This is a genomic window from Tateyamaria omphalii (assembly GCF_019802125.1).
GTDB lineage: Bacteria > Pseudomonadota > Alphaproteobacteria > Rhodobacterales > Rhodobacteraceae > Tateyamaria > Tateyamaria omphalii_B.
Genome location: NZ_JAHVHT010000002.1, coordinates 388,733 through 403,230 on the forward strand (window position 1 = coordinate 388,733; position 14,498 = coordinate 403,230).

The 14,498-nt window shown below is 58.4% G+C and carries 12 protein-coding genes and 2 pseudogenes; 11 read left to right on the forward strand and 3 right to left on the reverse strand.

Translation table 11 applies throughout. The features are described from left to right. Positions 1 to 17: 17 nt before the first annotated feature. The 3 genes and pseudogenes from KUV51_RS10940 to KUV51_RS22270 form a co-directional block, all read right to left on the reverse strand. A complete protein-coding gene (locus KUV51_RS10940; protein WP_261385778.1) occupies positions 18 to 1,118 on the reverse strand; it encodes an alcohol dehydrogenase family protein in 1,101 nt (366 codons plus the stop codon). After that, entirely contained in the window at positions 1,115 to 1,540 is a 426-nt protein-coding gene (locus KUV51_RS22265; RefSeq protein WP_315898816.1) for a glycine cleavage T C-terminal barrel domain-containing protein, read from the reverse strand. Before KUV51_RS22265 ends, KUV51_RS10940 begins: the two co-directional genes overlap by 4 nt. A 27-nt stretch (positions 1,541 to 1,567) precedes the next feature. Next, a pseudogene (locus KUV51_RS22270) lies at positions 1,568 to 2,068 on the reverse strand (hypothetical protein). Between KUV51_RS22270 and KUV51_RS10950 the strand changes: the two are divergent. The 11 genes and pseudogenes from KUV51_RS10950 to KUV51_RS11000 all read left to right on the forward strand — a co-directional run. Beyond that, positions 2,008 to 2,359, forward strand: a pseudogene (locus tag KUV51_RS10950) (aromatic ring-hydroxylating dioxygenase subunit alpha); the annotation flags it as partial. The pseudogenes KUV51_RS22270 and KUV51_RS10950 overlap by 61 nt on opposite strands. After that, complete coding sequence (locus KUV51_RS10955; RefSeq protein ID WP_222521663.1) at positions 2,352 to 2,564, forward strand: hypothetical protein; 213 nt, start codon at positions 2,352 to 2,354, stop codon at positions 2,562 to 2,564. The pseudogene KUV51_RS10950 and the gene KUV51_RS10955, both read left to right, overlap by 8 nt. A gap of 212 nt (positions 2,565 to 2,776) precedes the next feature. Then, positions 2,777 to 3,169: a carboxymuconolactone decarboxylase family protein gene (locus KUV51_RS10960; RefSeq protein ID WP_222521664.1), complete on the forward strand. Its 393-nt coding sequence runs from the start codon at positions 2,777 to 2,779 to the stop codon at positions 3,167 to 3,169. Positions 3,170 to 3,793: 624 nt separating this feature from the next. After that, positions 3,794 to 6,655: a monovalent cation/H+ antiporter subunit A gene (locus KUV51_RS10965; RefSeq protein ID WP_222521665.1), complete on the forward strand. Its 2,862-nt coding sequence runs from the start codon at positions 3,794 to 3,796 to the stop codon at positions 6,653 to 6,655. Between the two features lies 1 nt (position 6,656). After that, positions 6,657 to 7,019 (forward strand): Na+/H+ antiporter subunit C, encoded by a 363-nt coding sequence (locus KUV51_RS10970; RefSeq protein ID WP_222521666.1) that lies wholly within the window; start codon positions 6,657 to 6,659, stop codon positions 7,017 to 7,019. Continuing rightward, the gene (locus KUV51_RS10975) at positions 7,016 to 8,557 is read left to right on the forward strand and encodes a monovalent cation/H+ antiporter subunit D (RefSeq protein WP_222521949.1); all 1,542 of its coding nucleotides are present in this window, start codon (positions 7,016 to 7,018) and stop codon (positions 8,555 to 8,557) included. Before KUV51_RS10970 ends, KUV51_RS10975 begins: the two co-directional genes overlap by 4 nt. 3 nt (positions 8,558 to 8,560) lie before the next feature. Further along, positions 8,561 to 9,052: a Na+/H+ antiporter subunit E gene (locus KUV51_RS10980; RefSeq protein WP_222521667.1), complete on the forward strand. Its 492-nt coding sequence runs from the start codon at positions 8,561 to 8,563 to the stop codon at positions 9,050 to 9,052. Continuing rightward, positions 9,049 to 9,318, forward strand: a complete 270-nt coding sequence (locus KUV51_RS10985) for a K+/H+ antiporter subunit F (RefSeq protein ID WP_222521668.1) — start codon at positions 9,049 to 9,051, stop codon at positions 9,316 to 9,318. The genes KUV51_RS10980 and KUV51_RS10985 overlap by 4 nt, the downstream gene beginning before the upstream one ends. Before the next feature lie 10 nt (positions 9,319 to 9,328). After that, positions 9,329 to 9,703: a Na+/H+ antiporter subunit G gene (locus tag KUV51_RS10990; RefSeq protein WP_222521669.1), complete on the forward strand. Its 375-nt coding sequence runs from the start codon at positions 9,329 to 9,331 to the stop codon at positions 9,701 to 9,703. A gap of 403 nt (positions 9,704 to 10,106) precedes the next feature. Beyond that, positions 10,107 to 11,270 carry an efflux RND transporter periplasmic adaptor subunit gene (locus KUV51_RS10995; protein WP_222521670.1) on the forward strand — a complete coding sequence of 388 codons (1,164 nt, stop codon included), beginning with the start codon at positions 10,107 to 10,109 and terminating at the stop codon, positions 11,268 to 11,270. Then, entirely contained in the window at positions 11,267 to 14,404 is a 3,138-nt protein-coding gene (locus tag KUV51_RS11000) for an efflux RND transporter permease subunit (RefSeq protein ID WP_222521671.1), read from the forward strand. The genes KUV51_RS10995 and KUV51_RS11000 overlap by 4 nt, the downstream gene beginning before the upstream one ends. Positions 14,405 to 14,498: the final 94 nt, after the last annotated feature.

The window sequence follows — 14,498 nt, forward strand, 5'->3', positions numbered from 1 at the left end:
GGTGATGCGACTGACCCTCATGGGACGACGACGATGTTACCGGTGTGGTTCTTGTTGATGAAGGCTTCTTGTCCCGCATGGAAGTCTTCCAAGGGGTAGGTTGCCGCAAGCATTGGCTTGAGTTCGCCCGCTTCGATGTATTTCACCAGGTTCCGGAATGTGTGTGGCGGGTTCACGGTGGAGCCATAGAACGTCAGGTCCATCAGGTAGAGTGTGCGCACATCGAGGGTGACCATGGGCCCCGCAATAGCCCCGGATGTCACGTAGCGCCCGCCGCGATCAAGCACATCGACAAGAGTGCCGAAGTAGTCCCCCGCAACGATGTCCGCGACGACCGTAACGCAGTCTTGGCCTATGGAGTCTTGCAGTGCAGCTTTGAGATTGTCGGGCGCGCGGGGCAAGATGGCATCGGGACCGCATTTGGCGACATCTGCGTGCTTCCCAGGTGAGGCGAGTGCAACAACTTTAGCGCCGCGCCGCTTGGCCAGTTGGATAAGCGCGCCACCGACGCCGCCCGAAGCCCCCGTGACAAGCACAACGTCTTCTGCACCAACACCTGCCTTATCAAGCATGCCTTCTGCGGTGGCGTAGGAACATGAGAAGGTTGCCAATTCCGCATCAGTCAAATCGCTTTGCACGGGCGCCACGTTGCGATGATCAATCACCGTATATTCGGCATAGCCGCCATCTGCTTCGGATCCGAAGTAACCGCTGCTGTGCATGTTCAGCGGGTCGTCCCAGTCGCGCAGCCAATTGTCGGCGATGACCCGTCTTCCGATGAGGTTTTGATCAGCATCCGGTCCAGCCGCCACGACGATGCCGCATACATCCGCGCCCTGAATGCGGGGGAATTGGATGCCTCCACCACCCCATGTATTGTCAGCTTTGCTGTCCAAAGTGTCATATGCGTCGCCCGTGGTCGCCTCGGTCACGGATTTGGAGTACCATCCAACCCGTGTGTTCACATCGGTGTTGTTCATACCTGTGGCCAACACCTTGATGAGAACTTGCGCTGGTCCTGGTGTCGGCACGGGCCAATTAGCCTCAAAATCGAGTGCGTCGAGGCCGCCGTGCCGTTTGAGCACGACAGCTCGCATGGTTTTTGGGATGTCGATCATTGGGTTGGTTCCACGATGGTGTCGGCCCGCGGCAGAAGGGTTTGCGGGTCGTATGCGGGTTCATGAAGTACGCGGGCGTTGCGGGGTTTTCCGCGGACGATGACTTGCAAAGCGGTGCCTCGTTCTGCCGCTTGGGGCTTGATGTAAGCAAATGCAAGGATTGTGCCGACCGTTGGGCCAAAGGCTGCTGATGCGGTTGAGCCGACGACCTTTCCGTCCAGCATTGCAGCTTCTCCTCCGTGGCCGTCGGCCACACTATCCGGCTCGATTTCAAGATAGGCGCAGATCCAGGCCCCGTCGGTATTGAGGGTTTTGTCACGCCCCAGATAGTTTTTGTCCGTGCGTGCAAACCGCAGCATGTCGGCTTCAGCCAGTGCAACTTCGTTGTTCAATTCGCCTGCACCTTTGAATCCTTTCTCCATCCGCATGGCATTCATCGCAAAAGAGTCCTAGTTGACAATGCCATCTGCCTCTCTGGCTGCCCAGAGTGTTTGGCACACGTTTAAAAGCGCAGCATCGGGCATATGGAACTCCCATCCCAACTCGCTTGCGTAGGACAAGCGGCTTGCCCAGATTCCATGGCCAGCAACGACGTTTTTCCGAGCCGACAGCCACCGTAAGCTTGCGTTATCAAGGCTCTCCTCGGTGCATGTGGCCAATACCTCGCGCGACCGTGGGCCTTTAAGCTATAGTGCCGACCATTCGGACGACAGGACCGTGACCTTGACATGCTCGCCCCTGCGCTGACGGTTCAGGTGGTCCAACAAGCACTGTTCAAAGAATGCTGCGCATACGAGGTAGAACCTGTCTGTCGCCATCCGCACGAATGTCGTTTGAGGCTCAATGCGACCCGCACGGTTCAGCATGTGGGTCAGCGTGACTGATCCGTTGGAAGGTGTCGGTCGAGAATTGCTCGGAATGCTATCACTGCTCGCCAAACCATCCGACATTCGCCAACGGCATGGTGAAGCCGGAAACCTATGACATCCAGCGCCAAGGCAAGTGTTTGCGCCATATGACTGAATGTCAGGCTAAGGAGCAGATGACCTACGATGTTCGGTCCGGCTTTGCCCATCACGATGAGTATTCAAGCTGGTTTCTCTGGCCAATGTTTTCAGCGCAGTCTTGGCTCTCGTGGGTATCGCCCCGGTCCGCTGGTCGTTGATCCCAGGGGTGGCGTGAATTCCGAACATCCCGTCATGCACTTGCAGCGCCGGATGCGGGAGGCCATGGATGGCTGACCACGCCATGCATGCTGCGTGGAGCACCGACGAAGAACTCTTTCCGTATCAGGGCGGGTTCATCTACCTGCCGTCTGATTGCGACGCGGCACCTTCCGATTTCCTGCGCATGTGCCAGACTGTGCCCCGTTGGGATCAGTGCAAACGCAGCTTTCGGATGCTCAAGAACTTTGTATCCAGTATGGCGCGCGATAGGGCCCTGTAGGCGATGTGTTCAAGCGTGATCTGGATAGTGCGACCAATGCGGCAAGGCGCCTGCGTGCAGGGCAGGCGATCGTCACCGACGGGTATGCGGGAGGTGTGTCAACGCCTTTCGACGGCTATCAAAAACCCGTCTATGCTCGCGAAATGGGCCGCGAAACTCTATGAAATTGTGTTCAGACCAAAGACGTCGCGATTGAGCTGAAAGGACAAGGCATGAGCGCATTTGACGAAGATCTGTTTCTCAAGGGACTGGAGCAGCGTAAGGCGACGCTTGGCGCTGCCTATGTTGAACAGAACCTTGGGTCGGCGGATGAGTTTACGCGCCCATTCCAAGAGGCGATGACAGCCTGGTGTTGGGGGTTCGGTTGGGGTGACGATGTAATCGACGCCAAGACGCGATCGATGATGAACCTTTCCATGATTGGCGCTTTGGGCAAAATGCATGAATGGGAGATCCACTGCCGCGGTGCGATCAACAACGGTGTGTCGCAAAACGAGATCCGGGCGATTATCCACGTCATCGGAATTTATTGTGGAGTTCCTCAAGCGTTGGAGTGTTTTCGCGTGGCTCGAAAGGTGATTGAGGAATCCAATAACTCCGACTAGCGAAGCACGTCGCGGTGAAAGAACGCGGCCAATGTATGCAGCGCAGCCTGCGACCACACGATGGGGCTGAGTGGTGGAACGGTCTAGGTGGCCCGCCTTCATCCGAGCCAGATGCGTCTGTCAACACTGCGCTGCATTTGCTCCGAAGGCAGCAGCGGGTTCCACATGTTCATTGGTTTCCGCATCGTTGTAGATATCGACAGGACCGGGCTTCTTCCCCGGTTCTTCAGCCAAAAGCTGGCACGCCATCCGCAGATTTCTGATGCCAGTTCCATTTTCTACCAACCACTCAACCCGGCGAAACACACCCGGACTGTCGACAGTCCATCGATGCACCATTCCCGGATGTCTCTGGCGATTGAACTTGAATGTCTGCTTCCCCAATCGGGCGTTCAACTGATGTGCTGTCCTATGTCCGCGATGAATGCCTGGTGCGGTAATGGATGCCGCCCGTTGCTGGATTGTTCCAGGCATTCGTCAACTGAACTGTTCCTGGTTGACGGGGGTGTCGGGGTGTCTAAATCTGTGCGACATGTCTCAGCTTTTGCGGACTCTCTGGCGTTGCAGTGCATTTCTACTCCCGTTACGCATTGATCGAATAATAAATGACGACAAGGACATACCATGAGCCATGAGGGGATCCTCCTCTTTCTGATCGCAGTGCTGCCATTCGCCGGAGCGCTGTTGCCTGGTCTGATGATAAGGGCGGGGCGTACAGCCTCCGCCGTCTCGACTGCGGTGCCGACCCTCATGGCGCTTGTCATGCTTTGCATTCTTGCACCTGCTGTCCTGCGTGGCGAGGTGGTTCAGGCTCAAATCGACTGGCTCCCGCAACTTGGGCTGTCTGCGTCTTTCTTCCTGGACGGTCTGGGGCTCTTGTTCGCGGGGATGATCCTGGGCGTCGGCCTGCTGATCACGCTTTATGCGCGTTTTTATCTGTCAGGTGATGATCCGGTTGGGCAGTTCTACACCTATCTGCTTTTGTTTCAGGGCGCGATGCTGGGTATCGTCATTTCAGACAACATCCTGCTTTTGTTGATTTTCTGGGAACTGACATCCCTATCCTCCTTCCTGCTCATCGGTTATTGGAAGCACCTGCCCGAGGGACGTCAGGGTGCGCGCATGGCTTTGGCCGTCACCGGTGCGGGCGGGCTTGCGATGATCGGGGGGATGCTGATCCTCGGCAACATCGTCGGCAGCTACAATCTTACGGATATCCTGCAGGCCGGCGATGCCATCCGGGCTTCGGAGTGGTATCTGCCAGCGCTCATCCTGATCCTTCTGGGGGCTTTCACAAAGTCGGCGCAGTTCCCTTTCCATTTCTGGTTGCCGCATGCGATGGCTGCGCCCACGCCAGTTTCCGCCTACCTGCACTCGGCCACCATGGTGAAGGCAGGCGTTTTTCTGATGGCGCGCATGTGGCCCGCGTTGGCGGGCACCGACGCATGGTTCTACATTGTCGCCACGATTGGCCTGATCACGATGGTTGTCGGGGCACTGATCGCGCTGTTCAAGGACGACCTGAAGGCGCTGTTGGCCTTTTCCACAGTCAGCCACCTCGGTCTTTTGACCATGCTTCTGGGGTTCGGCACTGAAGCCGCCGCAGTTGCTGCAGTCTTTCACATCATAAACCATCTGACCTTCAAGGCTGCGCTTTTCATGACTGCCGGGATCGTGGACCACGAAACGCATACCCGCGATATCAAACGCCTTGGCGGGCTCAGGCACCTCATGCCGATCACCTTTCTGATCGGGACGGTTGCGGCCCTATCCATGGCCGGTATCCCGCTCTTCAACGGGTTCCTGTCGAAGGAGATGATGCTGGAGGAGGCCTCCCACACAGACTGGTACGGCAGCGCCTATGCCGTCCCTGTGCTTGCAACGATCGGGGCACTTCTGTCGGTGGCGTATTCGTTCCGCTTCGTTGGCCATGTGTTCCTTGGGCCCAAGCGCGACGACTATCCGCAGACGCCCCATGATCCGCCCTTTGGCATGTGGGCCGCGCCTGCTCTGCTGGTTGTTCTGGTCATTGCTATTGGTGTCGCGCCGTTTCTTGCTGAAGGGATCGTGACCGCGGCCGCAAGTGCCGTCACCGGTGCCGATCTACACCCGCATCTGAAAATCTGGCACGGGGTCACGCCGGCCCTGTGGATGTCGGTGGCCGCCATAGCGGGGGGTGCTCTTCTGCTAATGCTGCATCGCCAGCTCGACCGCATCTGGATCGCAGCACCACGTCCAGAGGCCAAAGCAATCTTCGATCGCTTTGTTGCGGGCCTCGTCGTCGCCAGCCGCTGGATCACCGAGGTCACTCACAACGGCGCTATCAGCCGCTACCTGGCGATCTTCACGGTGACCTCCGTCCTGCTTGGTTTCATAGCCTATTCGAGCAGCGGCCTTTCGGCGCCGACCCGCGATCTTCTGGGCGTGCCACTGGTCATCGCCGTGGGTTGGGTCATGCTGGTGGTGGCCACAGTGTCGATCGTTGTGATGCACCACCACCGGTTCCGGGCTCTCACGCTGCTCGGTATCATCGGGCTCTCGATTTCGGCGGGCTTTGCCTATCTATCGGCTCCTGACCTGGCCCTGACGCAAATCTCTGTCGAGACGGTGACCATCATGCTGCTCCTGCTGGCGCTGCACTTCCTGCCCAAGGTCACGCCCAAGGAAAGCCCCATTGGCCTGCGCGTCCGCGACGGGATCATCGCGCTCACCGCGGGCGGCGGGGTGAGCGCGCTGGCCTATGCCTTCCTGATGCGGGACATCGAGACCATCTCGGACTATCACATCGCGAACAGCTACGAGGGCGGCGGCGGCACGAATGTGGTCAATGTGATCCTCGTCGATTTCCGCGGCTACGATACCTACGGCGAGATCATCGTGCTCGGCATTGCCGGGTTCGTGATCTACGCACTTATGCGCGCGCTGCTTGATGGACCGGCGGCGCAGCGGCTGAAGAACACCGACTATTCGCAGGATCGGTCCCGCGACCGACACCCGCTGATGATGGTGGTCGTGACCCGTATACTGATGCCGATCGCGCTGGTCGTTGGACTCTACATCTTCCTGCGGGGTCACAACCAGCCGGGTGGCGGTTTTGTGGCCGGCCTCGTCGTCGCAATTGCCCTTTTGATGCAGTACATGGCATCGGGTTTTGCCTGGACGCAGGAACGCAAAAAGATCGAATACCACACCATGATCGGCCTGGGTGTCGTAGTGGCCGGGGCAACTGGTGCAGGCGCCTGGCTGGCAGGACAACCATTCCTGACAAGTGCGTACACCTATGTTCATCTTCCGCCCATCGAGGAGTTTGAGTTGGCCACGGCCATGCTTTTCGATCTCGGTGTGTTCCTGACCGTACTCGGTGCTGTCATGCTCATGCTCTATAGCCTGAGCCGCATTGCACGCTTCGCTGGTGAGACTGTGAACGTCGCTCCCATGGACTATGACCCCGGTGCGCAAGTCGCCGAAGAAGAAGCGGAACGCTAAGATGGAGTTGATCGTCGCGACTACGGTGGGAGTTCTGACGGCTGGCGGGGTCTACCTGCTTTTACGTTTGCGCACCTTCCCCGTCATCCTTGGCTTGGCACTCCTGTCCTATGCTGTGAACGTATTTCTGTTTGCCAGCGGACGGCTGGCCATCGACCAGTCGCCGATCCTCTCCAAATACGGAGAGGCGACCTATACCGACCCGCTGCCGCAGGCCCTCGTGCTGACGGCGATCGTGATCTCCTTCGGGATGACGGCGGTTTTGGTGATGATCGGGCTCGGCGCCTACCTCGAAGCTGAAAGTGACCGTGTCGACATTGAGCCGGAGACGCCGGATGCAAATGATCAAGGGGAGCGCACATAATGCACTGGATTATCCTCCCCGTCGTGTTGCCCGCATTGCTGGCACCATTGATAGGATTTGTGATGCGGCACGACATCGTGCTGGCGCGCACAGCATCTGTTGCAGGAACGGTCACGTTTCTTGCAATTGCAGTAGGGCTCACGTCGATGGCGGCGGATGGCACGACCCACGTCTACCGTTTGGGCGATTGGCCCGCGCCATTCGGCATCGTTCTGGTCCTTGACCGACTCTCGGCGCTTATGCTGCTTCTGACGGCGACGCTTGCGGTCATCGTCTTGATCCATGCCATCGCCACGGGCTGGGATGCGCGCGGACGCCACTTTCACGCGCTCTTTCAGTTTCAATTGATGGGCATATGCGGCGCCTTTCTTACAGGAGACATCTTCAACCTCTTTGTGTTCTTCGAGGTGCTCCTGATCGCCTCCTATGGACTGATGATCCACTCTGGCGGCAAGGAGCGGATGCGCGCAGGCCTGCAATACGTGATCATGAACCTCGCCGGATCGACGCTGTTTCTTTTCGCGCTCGGTACGCTCTATGCTTCGACGGGCACGCTCAACATCGCAGATCTGGCCGCCAGAATGCCCGAGATCCCGGTTGAGGAAGCCGCTCTGGTGAGTGTGGCGTCGATCTTGCTGATGATTGTCTTCGCGGTGAAAGCGGCGCTCTTTCCCGTACAGTTCTGGCTGCCTGCAACCTATTCCAACGCGCCCGCACCAGTGGCCGCGCTCTTTGCGATCATGACCAAGGTTGGTGCCTACGCTATCCTCCGCGTCCATACCACGGTGTTCGGGCCGGGCGCCCCAGGCACCGAGAGCCTTGCCGGCACGTGGCTTTTCCCCGCGGCCATCGTGACCATCGCTGTAGGGGCGTTCGGTGTTCTCGGAGCGCGCCGCCTGATGCCGCTGATCGCTTTCTCGGTTGTGGGGTCGATGGGCACCATGCTTGTTGCGGTCGCCGCTTTCTCGACAACCGCAACGACTGCTGCACTCTACTACATGATCCATTCGACCTTGGCGGCGGCTTGTCTGTTCCTGATTGCTGATCTCGTCGTAACGCGGCGGTCGGCTGACACGCTGGAGGCCGAGCCAGCGACCGTGCAGAATGGTCTGTTCGCTGCCTTGTTCTTTGCTGCTGCCATCGCCATGGCTGGTATGCCGCCGCTCAGTGGGTTCTTAGGCAAGCTTCTCGTTCTTGATGCGCTGCAAGAGCCGGGTTTCATGGTCTGGGCCTGGTCTGCCATTTTGGTCGGATCATTTTTGACCATTGTCGGTTTCGCGCGCGCAGGAAGCATTCTTTTTTGGAAGTCCACTGCACTTGCAGTTCCTGAAGAGCAGACCGATGTCGACGTGACTGCAGAGGCACCGCCACCAGCGACAACCGCTCAGGTCGCGCCGGTTGTTCTGACCCTTGCCGCTCTTGCCGTTCTGGCGATTTTCGCAGGCCCTGTTTCCGCTTACCTCGACAACGCATCCGCACAGCTCTTCGATCGCGAAGGCTATGTCGAGGCAGTTCTCGGCCCGGTAGAGGAGGACTGATCGATGCTCACCCGTCTGATCCCGCACCCGATCCTGAGCCTGACGCTGACCCTGGTCTGGTTCGGTCTGGTGAACACGTTCACGCTGGGCAATCTGATCCTGGGAACGGCATTCGGCCTCGCCATCCCGATACTGACCGCGGCCTATTGGCCGGACCGCCCTGCAATTGCCCGGCCACTCAAGATTGCCGAATACATGCTGATCGTACTCTGGGATATCGTTGTCGCGAACGTGCAGGTTGCGATGATCATCCTGTTCAAGCGGGAACGGGAAATCCAGTCACACTGGATACCCGTTCCGTTGGAGCTCACCTCTGCCGAGGCCATTACAGTTCTTGCAGGAACCATCACGATGACCCCGGGAACCGTGTCCGCCACGCTCGCCGCCGATTGCGGCTCGATCCTCGTGCACTGCCTCCATGCCGATGACCCCGAGAGCGTCCTTCAAGACATCAAGACCCGCTACGAACGCCGTCTTCTGGAGATTTTTCCATGATCGAATACGCTCTCATCTTCGCAGCCGGCTGCTATGGGGCGGCGCTCCTCTTGGACCTATGGCGCATCGTTGTCGGCCCGGACGCGGCTGACCGTATCCTCGCGCTGGATACCATGGTGATCAACGTCATCGCCCTTTTGGTCCTGTACGGTATCTGGCGCGACACTGCGATTTATTTCGAGGCCGCGATGCTGATCGCAATGGTCGGTTTTGTTTCAACAGTCGCATACTGCCGCTTCGTACTGCGCGGCGACATCATAGAATGAGGGCGTGAGCATGAGCATCGTTGCGGAAATCCTTGTCTCGGTAGCACTTATCGTGAGTGGTGTTTTCGGCTTTGTCGGCTCTTATGGGTTGGTGAAGCTGAAGAACACATTGCAGCGCCTGCACGCACCCACCAAAGCCACGACGCTGGGCGTTGGTGGCGTTCTGATCGCGTCGATGATCTTCTTTTTTGCGAAAACCGGGCAAATATCGGTGCATGAACTTCTGATTACGCTGTTCCTGTTCCTGACCGCCCCGATAACAGCGAACTTCATTGCCAAGACTTACCTGGCACGCAATGTGCGACGCAATGATTTGCCCGAAAGCGCAGGGGACTTCGGATGGTCGGTCTATGAGGATCCGCCAGATGAGTCCCCGGGTCGCTGACTCCTCGTTCCTCCGAACGTAGGCACAGTTTGGCGAACAGGCTGGCCAACCCTGCCTTTCCGAAAGTCAGTCGTGGGGGAAATCAATCATGGCTGCACCCACTCACTGGGAGTGGAAGGAGTTTGGTTTGCACAGCGTGTCCGCGATCTGTGAGTTTGGCTGAGCTTGCGGGACGTGTCGCCGATGCGTGCCGAGACTGCCGCATCGCTATTGGCCCTCGGCTTGGGGTCATTTTGTCGATGGTTCAGCGACCTCAGCGCAAAATTGCAAAAGATGGATAGATCCCTTGCATGACAGGTGGATCGAGAGGATTGAAGAGCTGCGTGATCCTCCTTGCTCTTAAATTTCGGCCGAACTGAACGTATCTGAAACCTCTGCACGCCAAATGACAAAGGTCAGATGAATGCACGACGAAAACGAAGCGTCGAAACGGGAGGACGTCGGTCTTCTGCATTTCGAAGACGACGACGTAGGTGCCCGAAGATCCACTTGGGTTGCGGGAGGGCTTGTCGTTCTCGTCATCGCGTGGATGTCGAGTGGCTTTTTCTTTCCGAGCGAGAACAATTCTGACGGAACGGCAGAAGCGGAGCGCCAGGCGATCGCCGTGGCCGTTAGAACGTCCGTGTCGGAGTCGGTGGTCCTTACCTTTCAAGCTGAGGGGCAGGCGTTGCCTGATCGGGACACTATGATCCGGGCAGAGGCGTCCGGCGATGTGGCTGAGGTTTTCGTCGATAAGGGGCAGCTCGTCGAGGCCGATACAGTTATCGCAAGGCTTTCGACGGAGCGTGAGGGTGCCGATGTAGAGCGCGCGCAAGAGGAAGTGTCGCGTGCCCAGCGGGAATTTGACAATGCGCAAGACCTGCGCGCGCGGGGGGTCGCCACCGAGGATCGTGTTTCGGAGGCCCGGGCCAACCTCGCAGCGGCACAGGCGCAGTTGGTCACGGCCGAAACTGCCTTGGAAAGCACGGATATCGTTGCGCCCTTCGCCGGACGCCTTGAGACCATGAGCTTGGACGAGGGTGAGTTCATTCAGGCCGGCGCGGAAGTCGCCCGTCTGGTCGATAATCAGCCCCTGACTGTCGCCATTCAGGTGCCGCAGCAGCAATTGACCAGGATCAGGGACGGACAGACCGCTACCGTCACATTCATTACCGGCGAAGAACGGACCGGTCGGGTAACGTTTGTCGGATCTGCTGCGTCTTCCGATACCCGCACCTTCCTGACCGAAATCGAAGTCCCGAACGAAGACGGTGCGATTGCGGCCGGGATTTCTGCCGAGGTTTCCATTCCTACCGGCGAGATACAGGCCCACTTCATCTCTCCCTCCATCGTATCACTCGACCCATCCGGCGAAATCGGGGTGAAAACCGTCGAGGCAGATAGGGTCGTTTTCTATCCGGTCGATGTGGTCCGCGCAGAGATCGACGGGATCTGGGTTACGGGCGTTCCCGATCCCGCTGAGATCATCACGATCGGGCAGGGGTTCGTGCAGAATGGCGAGGTCGTGCGTGCCGAACCGGCAATTGAGACAATGGATAGCTCCCGAGCGCAGGACGTCGTGCGATGAACACCATCATCGAGGCCGCTTTTTCAAGATCGCGCGTCGTGATGATGGCACTTGTCATGCTGCTGATCGTCGGAACAATTGCCTATATCTCGATCCCCAAGGAGTCGAACCCCGAGGTACCGCTCCCGCTTGTCTATGTATCGACAGGTCTGGACGGGATCAGCCCCACTGATGCCGAGCGGCTTTTGCTGGAACCGATGGAGGCTGAATTTGGTGCCATCGAAGACCTCGAGGAGATGTCATCGGATGCTTCAGAGGGGTTTGCATCGATCCAACTCGAATTCGCGGCGGGTGGCGACATAGACGAGGCGCTCGACAGGGTGCGGGAAGCAGCCGACAAGGTTGAAGGCGATTTGCCGGACGACGCCTATGACATTCAAATCACCGAAATAAACACCGCTCTGTTCCCTATCATCACCATTGTTCTGTCCGGTCCTGTTCCCGAACGTACCCTCAACACCATCGCGGAGGACACAGCCGATGCGCTCGAAGCACTACCGGGAGTTCTCGAGATCGACCTTGGTGGTCAGCGGGAAGAAGTCCTTGAGGTTTTGATCGATCCGACGGTCTTCCAGACCTACAATCTGAGCTTTGATGAGCTGATCACCCAACTTCAACGCAACAACAGCCTGATCGCCGCCGGTGCGATCGAAACAGGCGGGGCACGCATTGGCCTGAAGGTTCCGGGGCTCATTGAGGATATCGAAGACGTCATGGCACTGCCCGTAAAGGTGCGCGGCGATACGGTCGTCACCTTCGCCGATGTGGGCAGTGTGCGGCGCACGTTCGAGGACCCGACGAGCTTTGCGCGAATTGATGGCCAACCGGCCCTGTCTCTTGAAGTCGTGAAACGCTCTGGGGCCAACATCATCGACACAATCGCAGACGTCAGAAGGGTCATCGAAGACGCTCGCCAGGATTGGCCGGAGAGCATGGAGGTAACGTATCTTCAGGATCAGTCGGAGGACGTCAAAACCATGCTGTCGGATCTGGAGGCGAACGTGATCGCTGCCGTGATCCTCGTGATGATCGTCATCGTATTCGCACTCGGACTACGGTCGGCCGTTTTGGTTGGCCTTGCCATACCGGGCGCATTTTTAACTGGCGTCGCCGCGCTTTGGGCGATGGGCTACACGATGAATATTGTTGTCCTCTTCAGCCTGATCCTTGTTGTCGGGATGCTGGTGGACGGCGCCATCGTCACAGTCGAACTTGCCGACCGACAATTGCAGGAAGGCGCCAGTCCCCGCCAAGCCTACGCTGCGGCCGCCAAACGGATGGCGTGGCCCATCATTGCATCGACTGCGACGACGCTGAGCGTTTTCTTTCCGCTTCTTTTCTGGACCGGGTTGGTGGGAGAATTCATGAAATTCCTGCCTATTACAGTCATATTGACCCTCTTTGCGTCGCTTTTCATGGCCCTCATCTTCATTCCCGTCACAGGCGGGATCATCGGACGGCGGCAGCCACAGACCTCGCGCGCTAAACGCGCCCTTCGGGCCGCGGAACAGGGTGATCCTCGCGAGATGGGCGGATGGACAGGCGCTTATGTGCGTGCGCTGGAATGGTCGTTGCTGCGGCCGGCGGCCACCCTGCTTTTCGCACTCGCGCTGCTACTTGGAGCTTTCGCCGCTTACGGTCAGTTCGGTCGTGGCCTCGCCTTCTTTCCTTCGGTTGAGCCGGAATTCATGTCGGTTCAGGTGCGCACGCGCGACAACTTTTCGATTTGGGAGCGCGACGCGCTTGTTCGTCTCGTCGAAGACCGCCTCCTGGACTACGACGAAGTCGACAGTGTCTATGCCCGATCCACGATAGCTGCCGGACAAGGAGACGAGGAGACGATCGGGGTAATCCAGCTCGACCTCATCGAGTGGGACAAGCGCCGCACAGCGGCCGAGATCGGCGAGGTGATCCGCGCCGACGTCGCCGATATCCCGGGCATCGACGTACAGGTGGAGACGGCCGACAGCGGACCCACCGCTGGTAAACCGATCAACGTGCAGATCCGCGCCAACGCCGTCGATACCAAGTCAGACGGCGTCAACGCGGTTTTGCAGGTCATGGATCGCGTAGGCGGCTTCACCGATATCACCGACACGCGGTCGATCCCTGGCGTTGAAGTCTCGATTCTGGTGGATCGTGCGGAAGCGGCGCGGTTCGGTGCAGATGTCAGTTTGCTGGGCCAAGCCATACAAATGCTGACGCAAGGCGTGACGGTAGCGGATTATCGCCCCGGCGACGCCGAAGGCGCACTTGATATCCGCGTGCGCTTTCCTCGCGATGCGCGCACTCTTGCGGAACTGGGAAATCTTAGGGTGCCCACTGCCTCCGGGCTTGTCCCTATATCGAACTTTGTGACATTTGCGCCCACCCCCCGCGTTGGCACGATCCGACGTCTCGATGAACAGCGCGTTGTAACAATCGAAGCCAATGTCGCGCCTGGCCTGCTCGTCAACGACCAGATTACGGCGCTTCAAATCGCGCTCGACTCAGCCGACCTTCCGGACGGAGTCACCTACAGTTTTGCTGGAGAGGCCGAGGATCAGGCCGAGGCAATGACTTTTCTCATCAGTGCGTTCTTCGCCGCCATCTTCCTGATGCTCGTCATCCTCGTGCTGCAATTCAACAGTTTCTACCAGGCGTTCATCGTGATGAGCGCGATCGTCTTTTCCATCGCTGGCGTCCTCCTTGGGCTCATCGTGACGGGGCGCCCATTCGGTGTGGTCATGGGAGGTATTGGTGTAATTGCTTTGGCGGGGATCGTCGTCAACAACAACATCGTGTTGATCGACACCTATAACGACTTCCTCCGGCGTGGTCTCGCCCCGCGCGAGGCTGCACTGCGTACAGGAGCACAACGCTTGCGACCGGTAGTCCTGACCTCGATCACAACTGCGCTTGGCCTGATGCCGATGGTTATCGGCCTAAACCTGAACTTCTTTGAGCGAGAGGTGGTCTACGGCGCTCCATCAACCCAATGGTGGACCGAGCTTTCTGCCGCTATCGCAGGTGGTCTTGTGGTTGCGACCATCCTGACACTGATCGTCACGCCCGCTATGCTGATGCTCCGTACAGGAAAGGTTGGAAAGCGTATCGCGAATGGGCGCAAGAATGCCCTGAACTCTTCTGCCTAAGCTGATGAGTTGCCATCACTTAGGTAAACACGTGTGCTGCTGGTTCTTTGTTGGGGTCAAGAACCACGCTGGTCAGGTGACATCGGTGAGTTTG

What these genes read in the sequence shown, in the direction of transcription:
- KUV51_RS10965 (WP_222521665.1), top strand. Translation starts at nt 3,794, where the DNA reads ATGAGCCATGAGGGGATCCTCCTCTTTCTGATCGCAGTGCTGCCATTC.
- KUV51_RS10955 (WP_222521663.1), top strand. Translation starts at nt 2,352, where the DNA reads ATGGCTGACCACGCCATGCATGCTGCGTGGAGCACCGACGAAGAACTC.
- KUV51_RS10970 (WP_222521666.1), top strand. Translation starts at nt 6,657, where the DNA reads ATGGAGTTGATCGTCGCGACTACGGTGGGAGTTCTGACGGCTGGCGGG.
- KUV51_RS10995 (WP_222521670.1), top strand. Translation starts at nt 10,107, where the DNA reads ATGCACGACGAAAACGAAGCGTCGAAACGGGAGGACGTCGGTCTTCTG.
- KUV51_RS10940 (WP_261385778.1), bottom strand. Translation starts at nt 1,118, where the DNA reads ATGATCGACATCCCAAAAACCATGCGAGCTGTCGTGCTCAAACGGCAC.
- KUV51_RS10990 (WP_222521669.1), top strand. Translation starts at nt 9,329, where the DNA reads ATGAGCATCGTTGCGGAAATCCTTGTCTCGGTAGCACTTATCGTGAGT.
- KUV51_RS10980 (WP_222521667.1), top strand. Translation starts at nt 8,561, where the DNA reads ATGCTCACCCGTCTGATCCCGCACCCGATCCTGAGCCTGACGCTGACC.
- KUV51_RS10985 (WP_222521668.1), top strand. Translation starts at nt 9,049, where the DNA reads ATGATCGAATACGCTCTCATCTTCGCAGCCGGCTGCTATGGGGCGGCG.
- KUV51_RS10960 (WP_222521664.1), top strand. Translation starts at nt 2,777, where the DNA reads ATGAGCGCATTTGACGAAGATCTGTTTCTCAAGGGACTGGAGCAGCGT.
- KUV51_RS22265 (WP_315898816.1), bottom strand. Translation starts at nt 1,540, where the DNA reads ATGGAGAAAGGATTCAAAGGTGCAGGCGAATTGAACAACGAAGTTGCA.
- KUV51_RS11000 (WP_222521671.1), top strand. Translation starts at nt 11,267, where the DNA reads ATGAACACCATCATCGAGGCCGCTTTTTCAAGATCGCGCGTCGTGATG.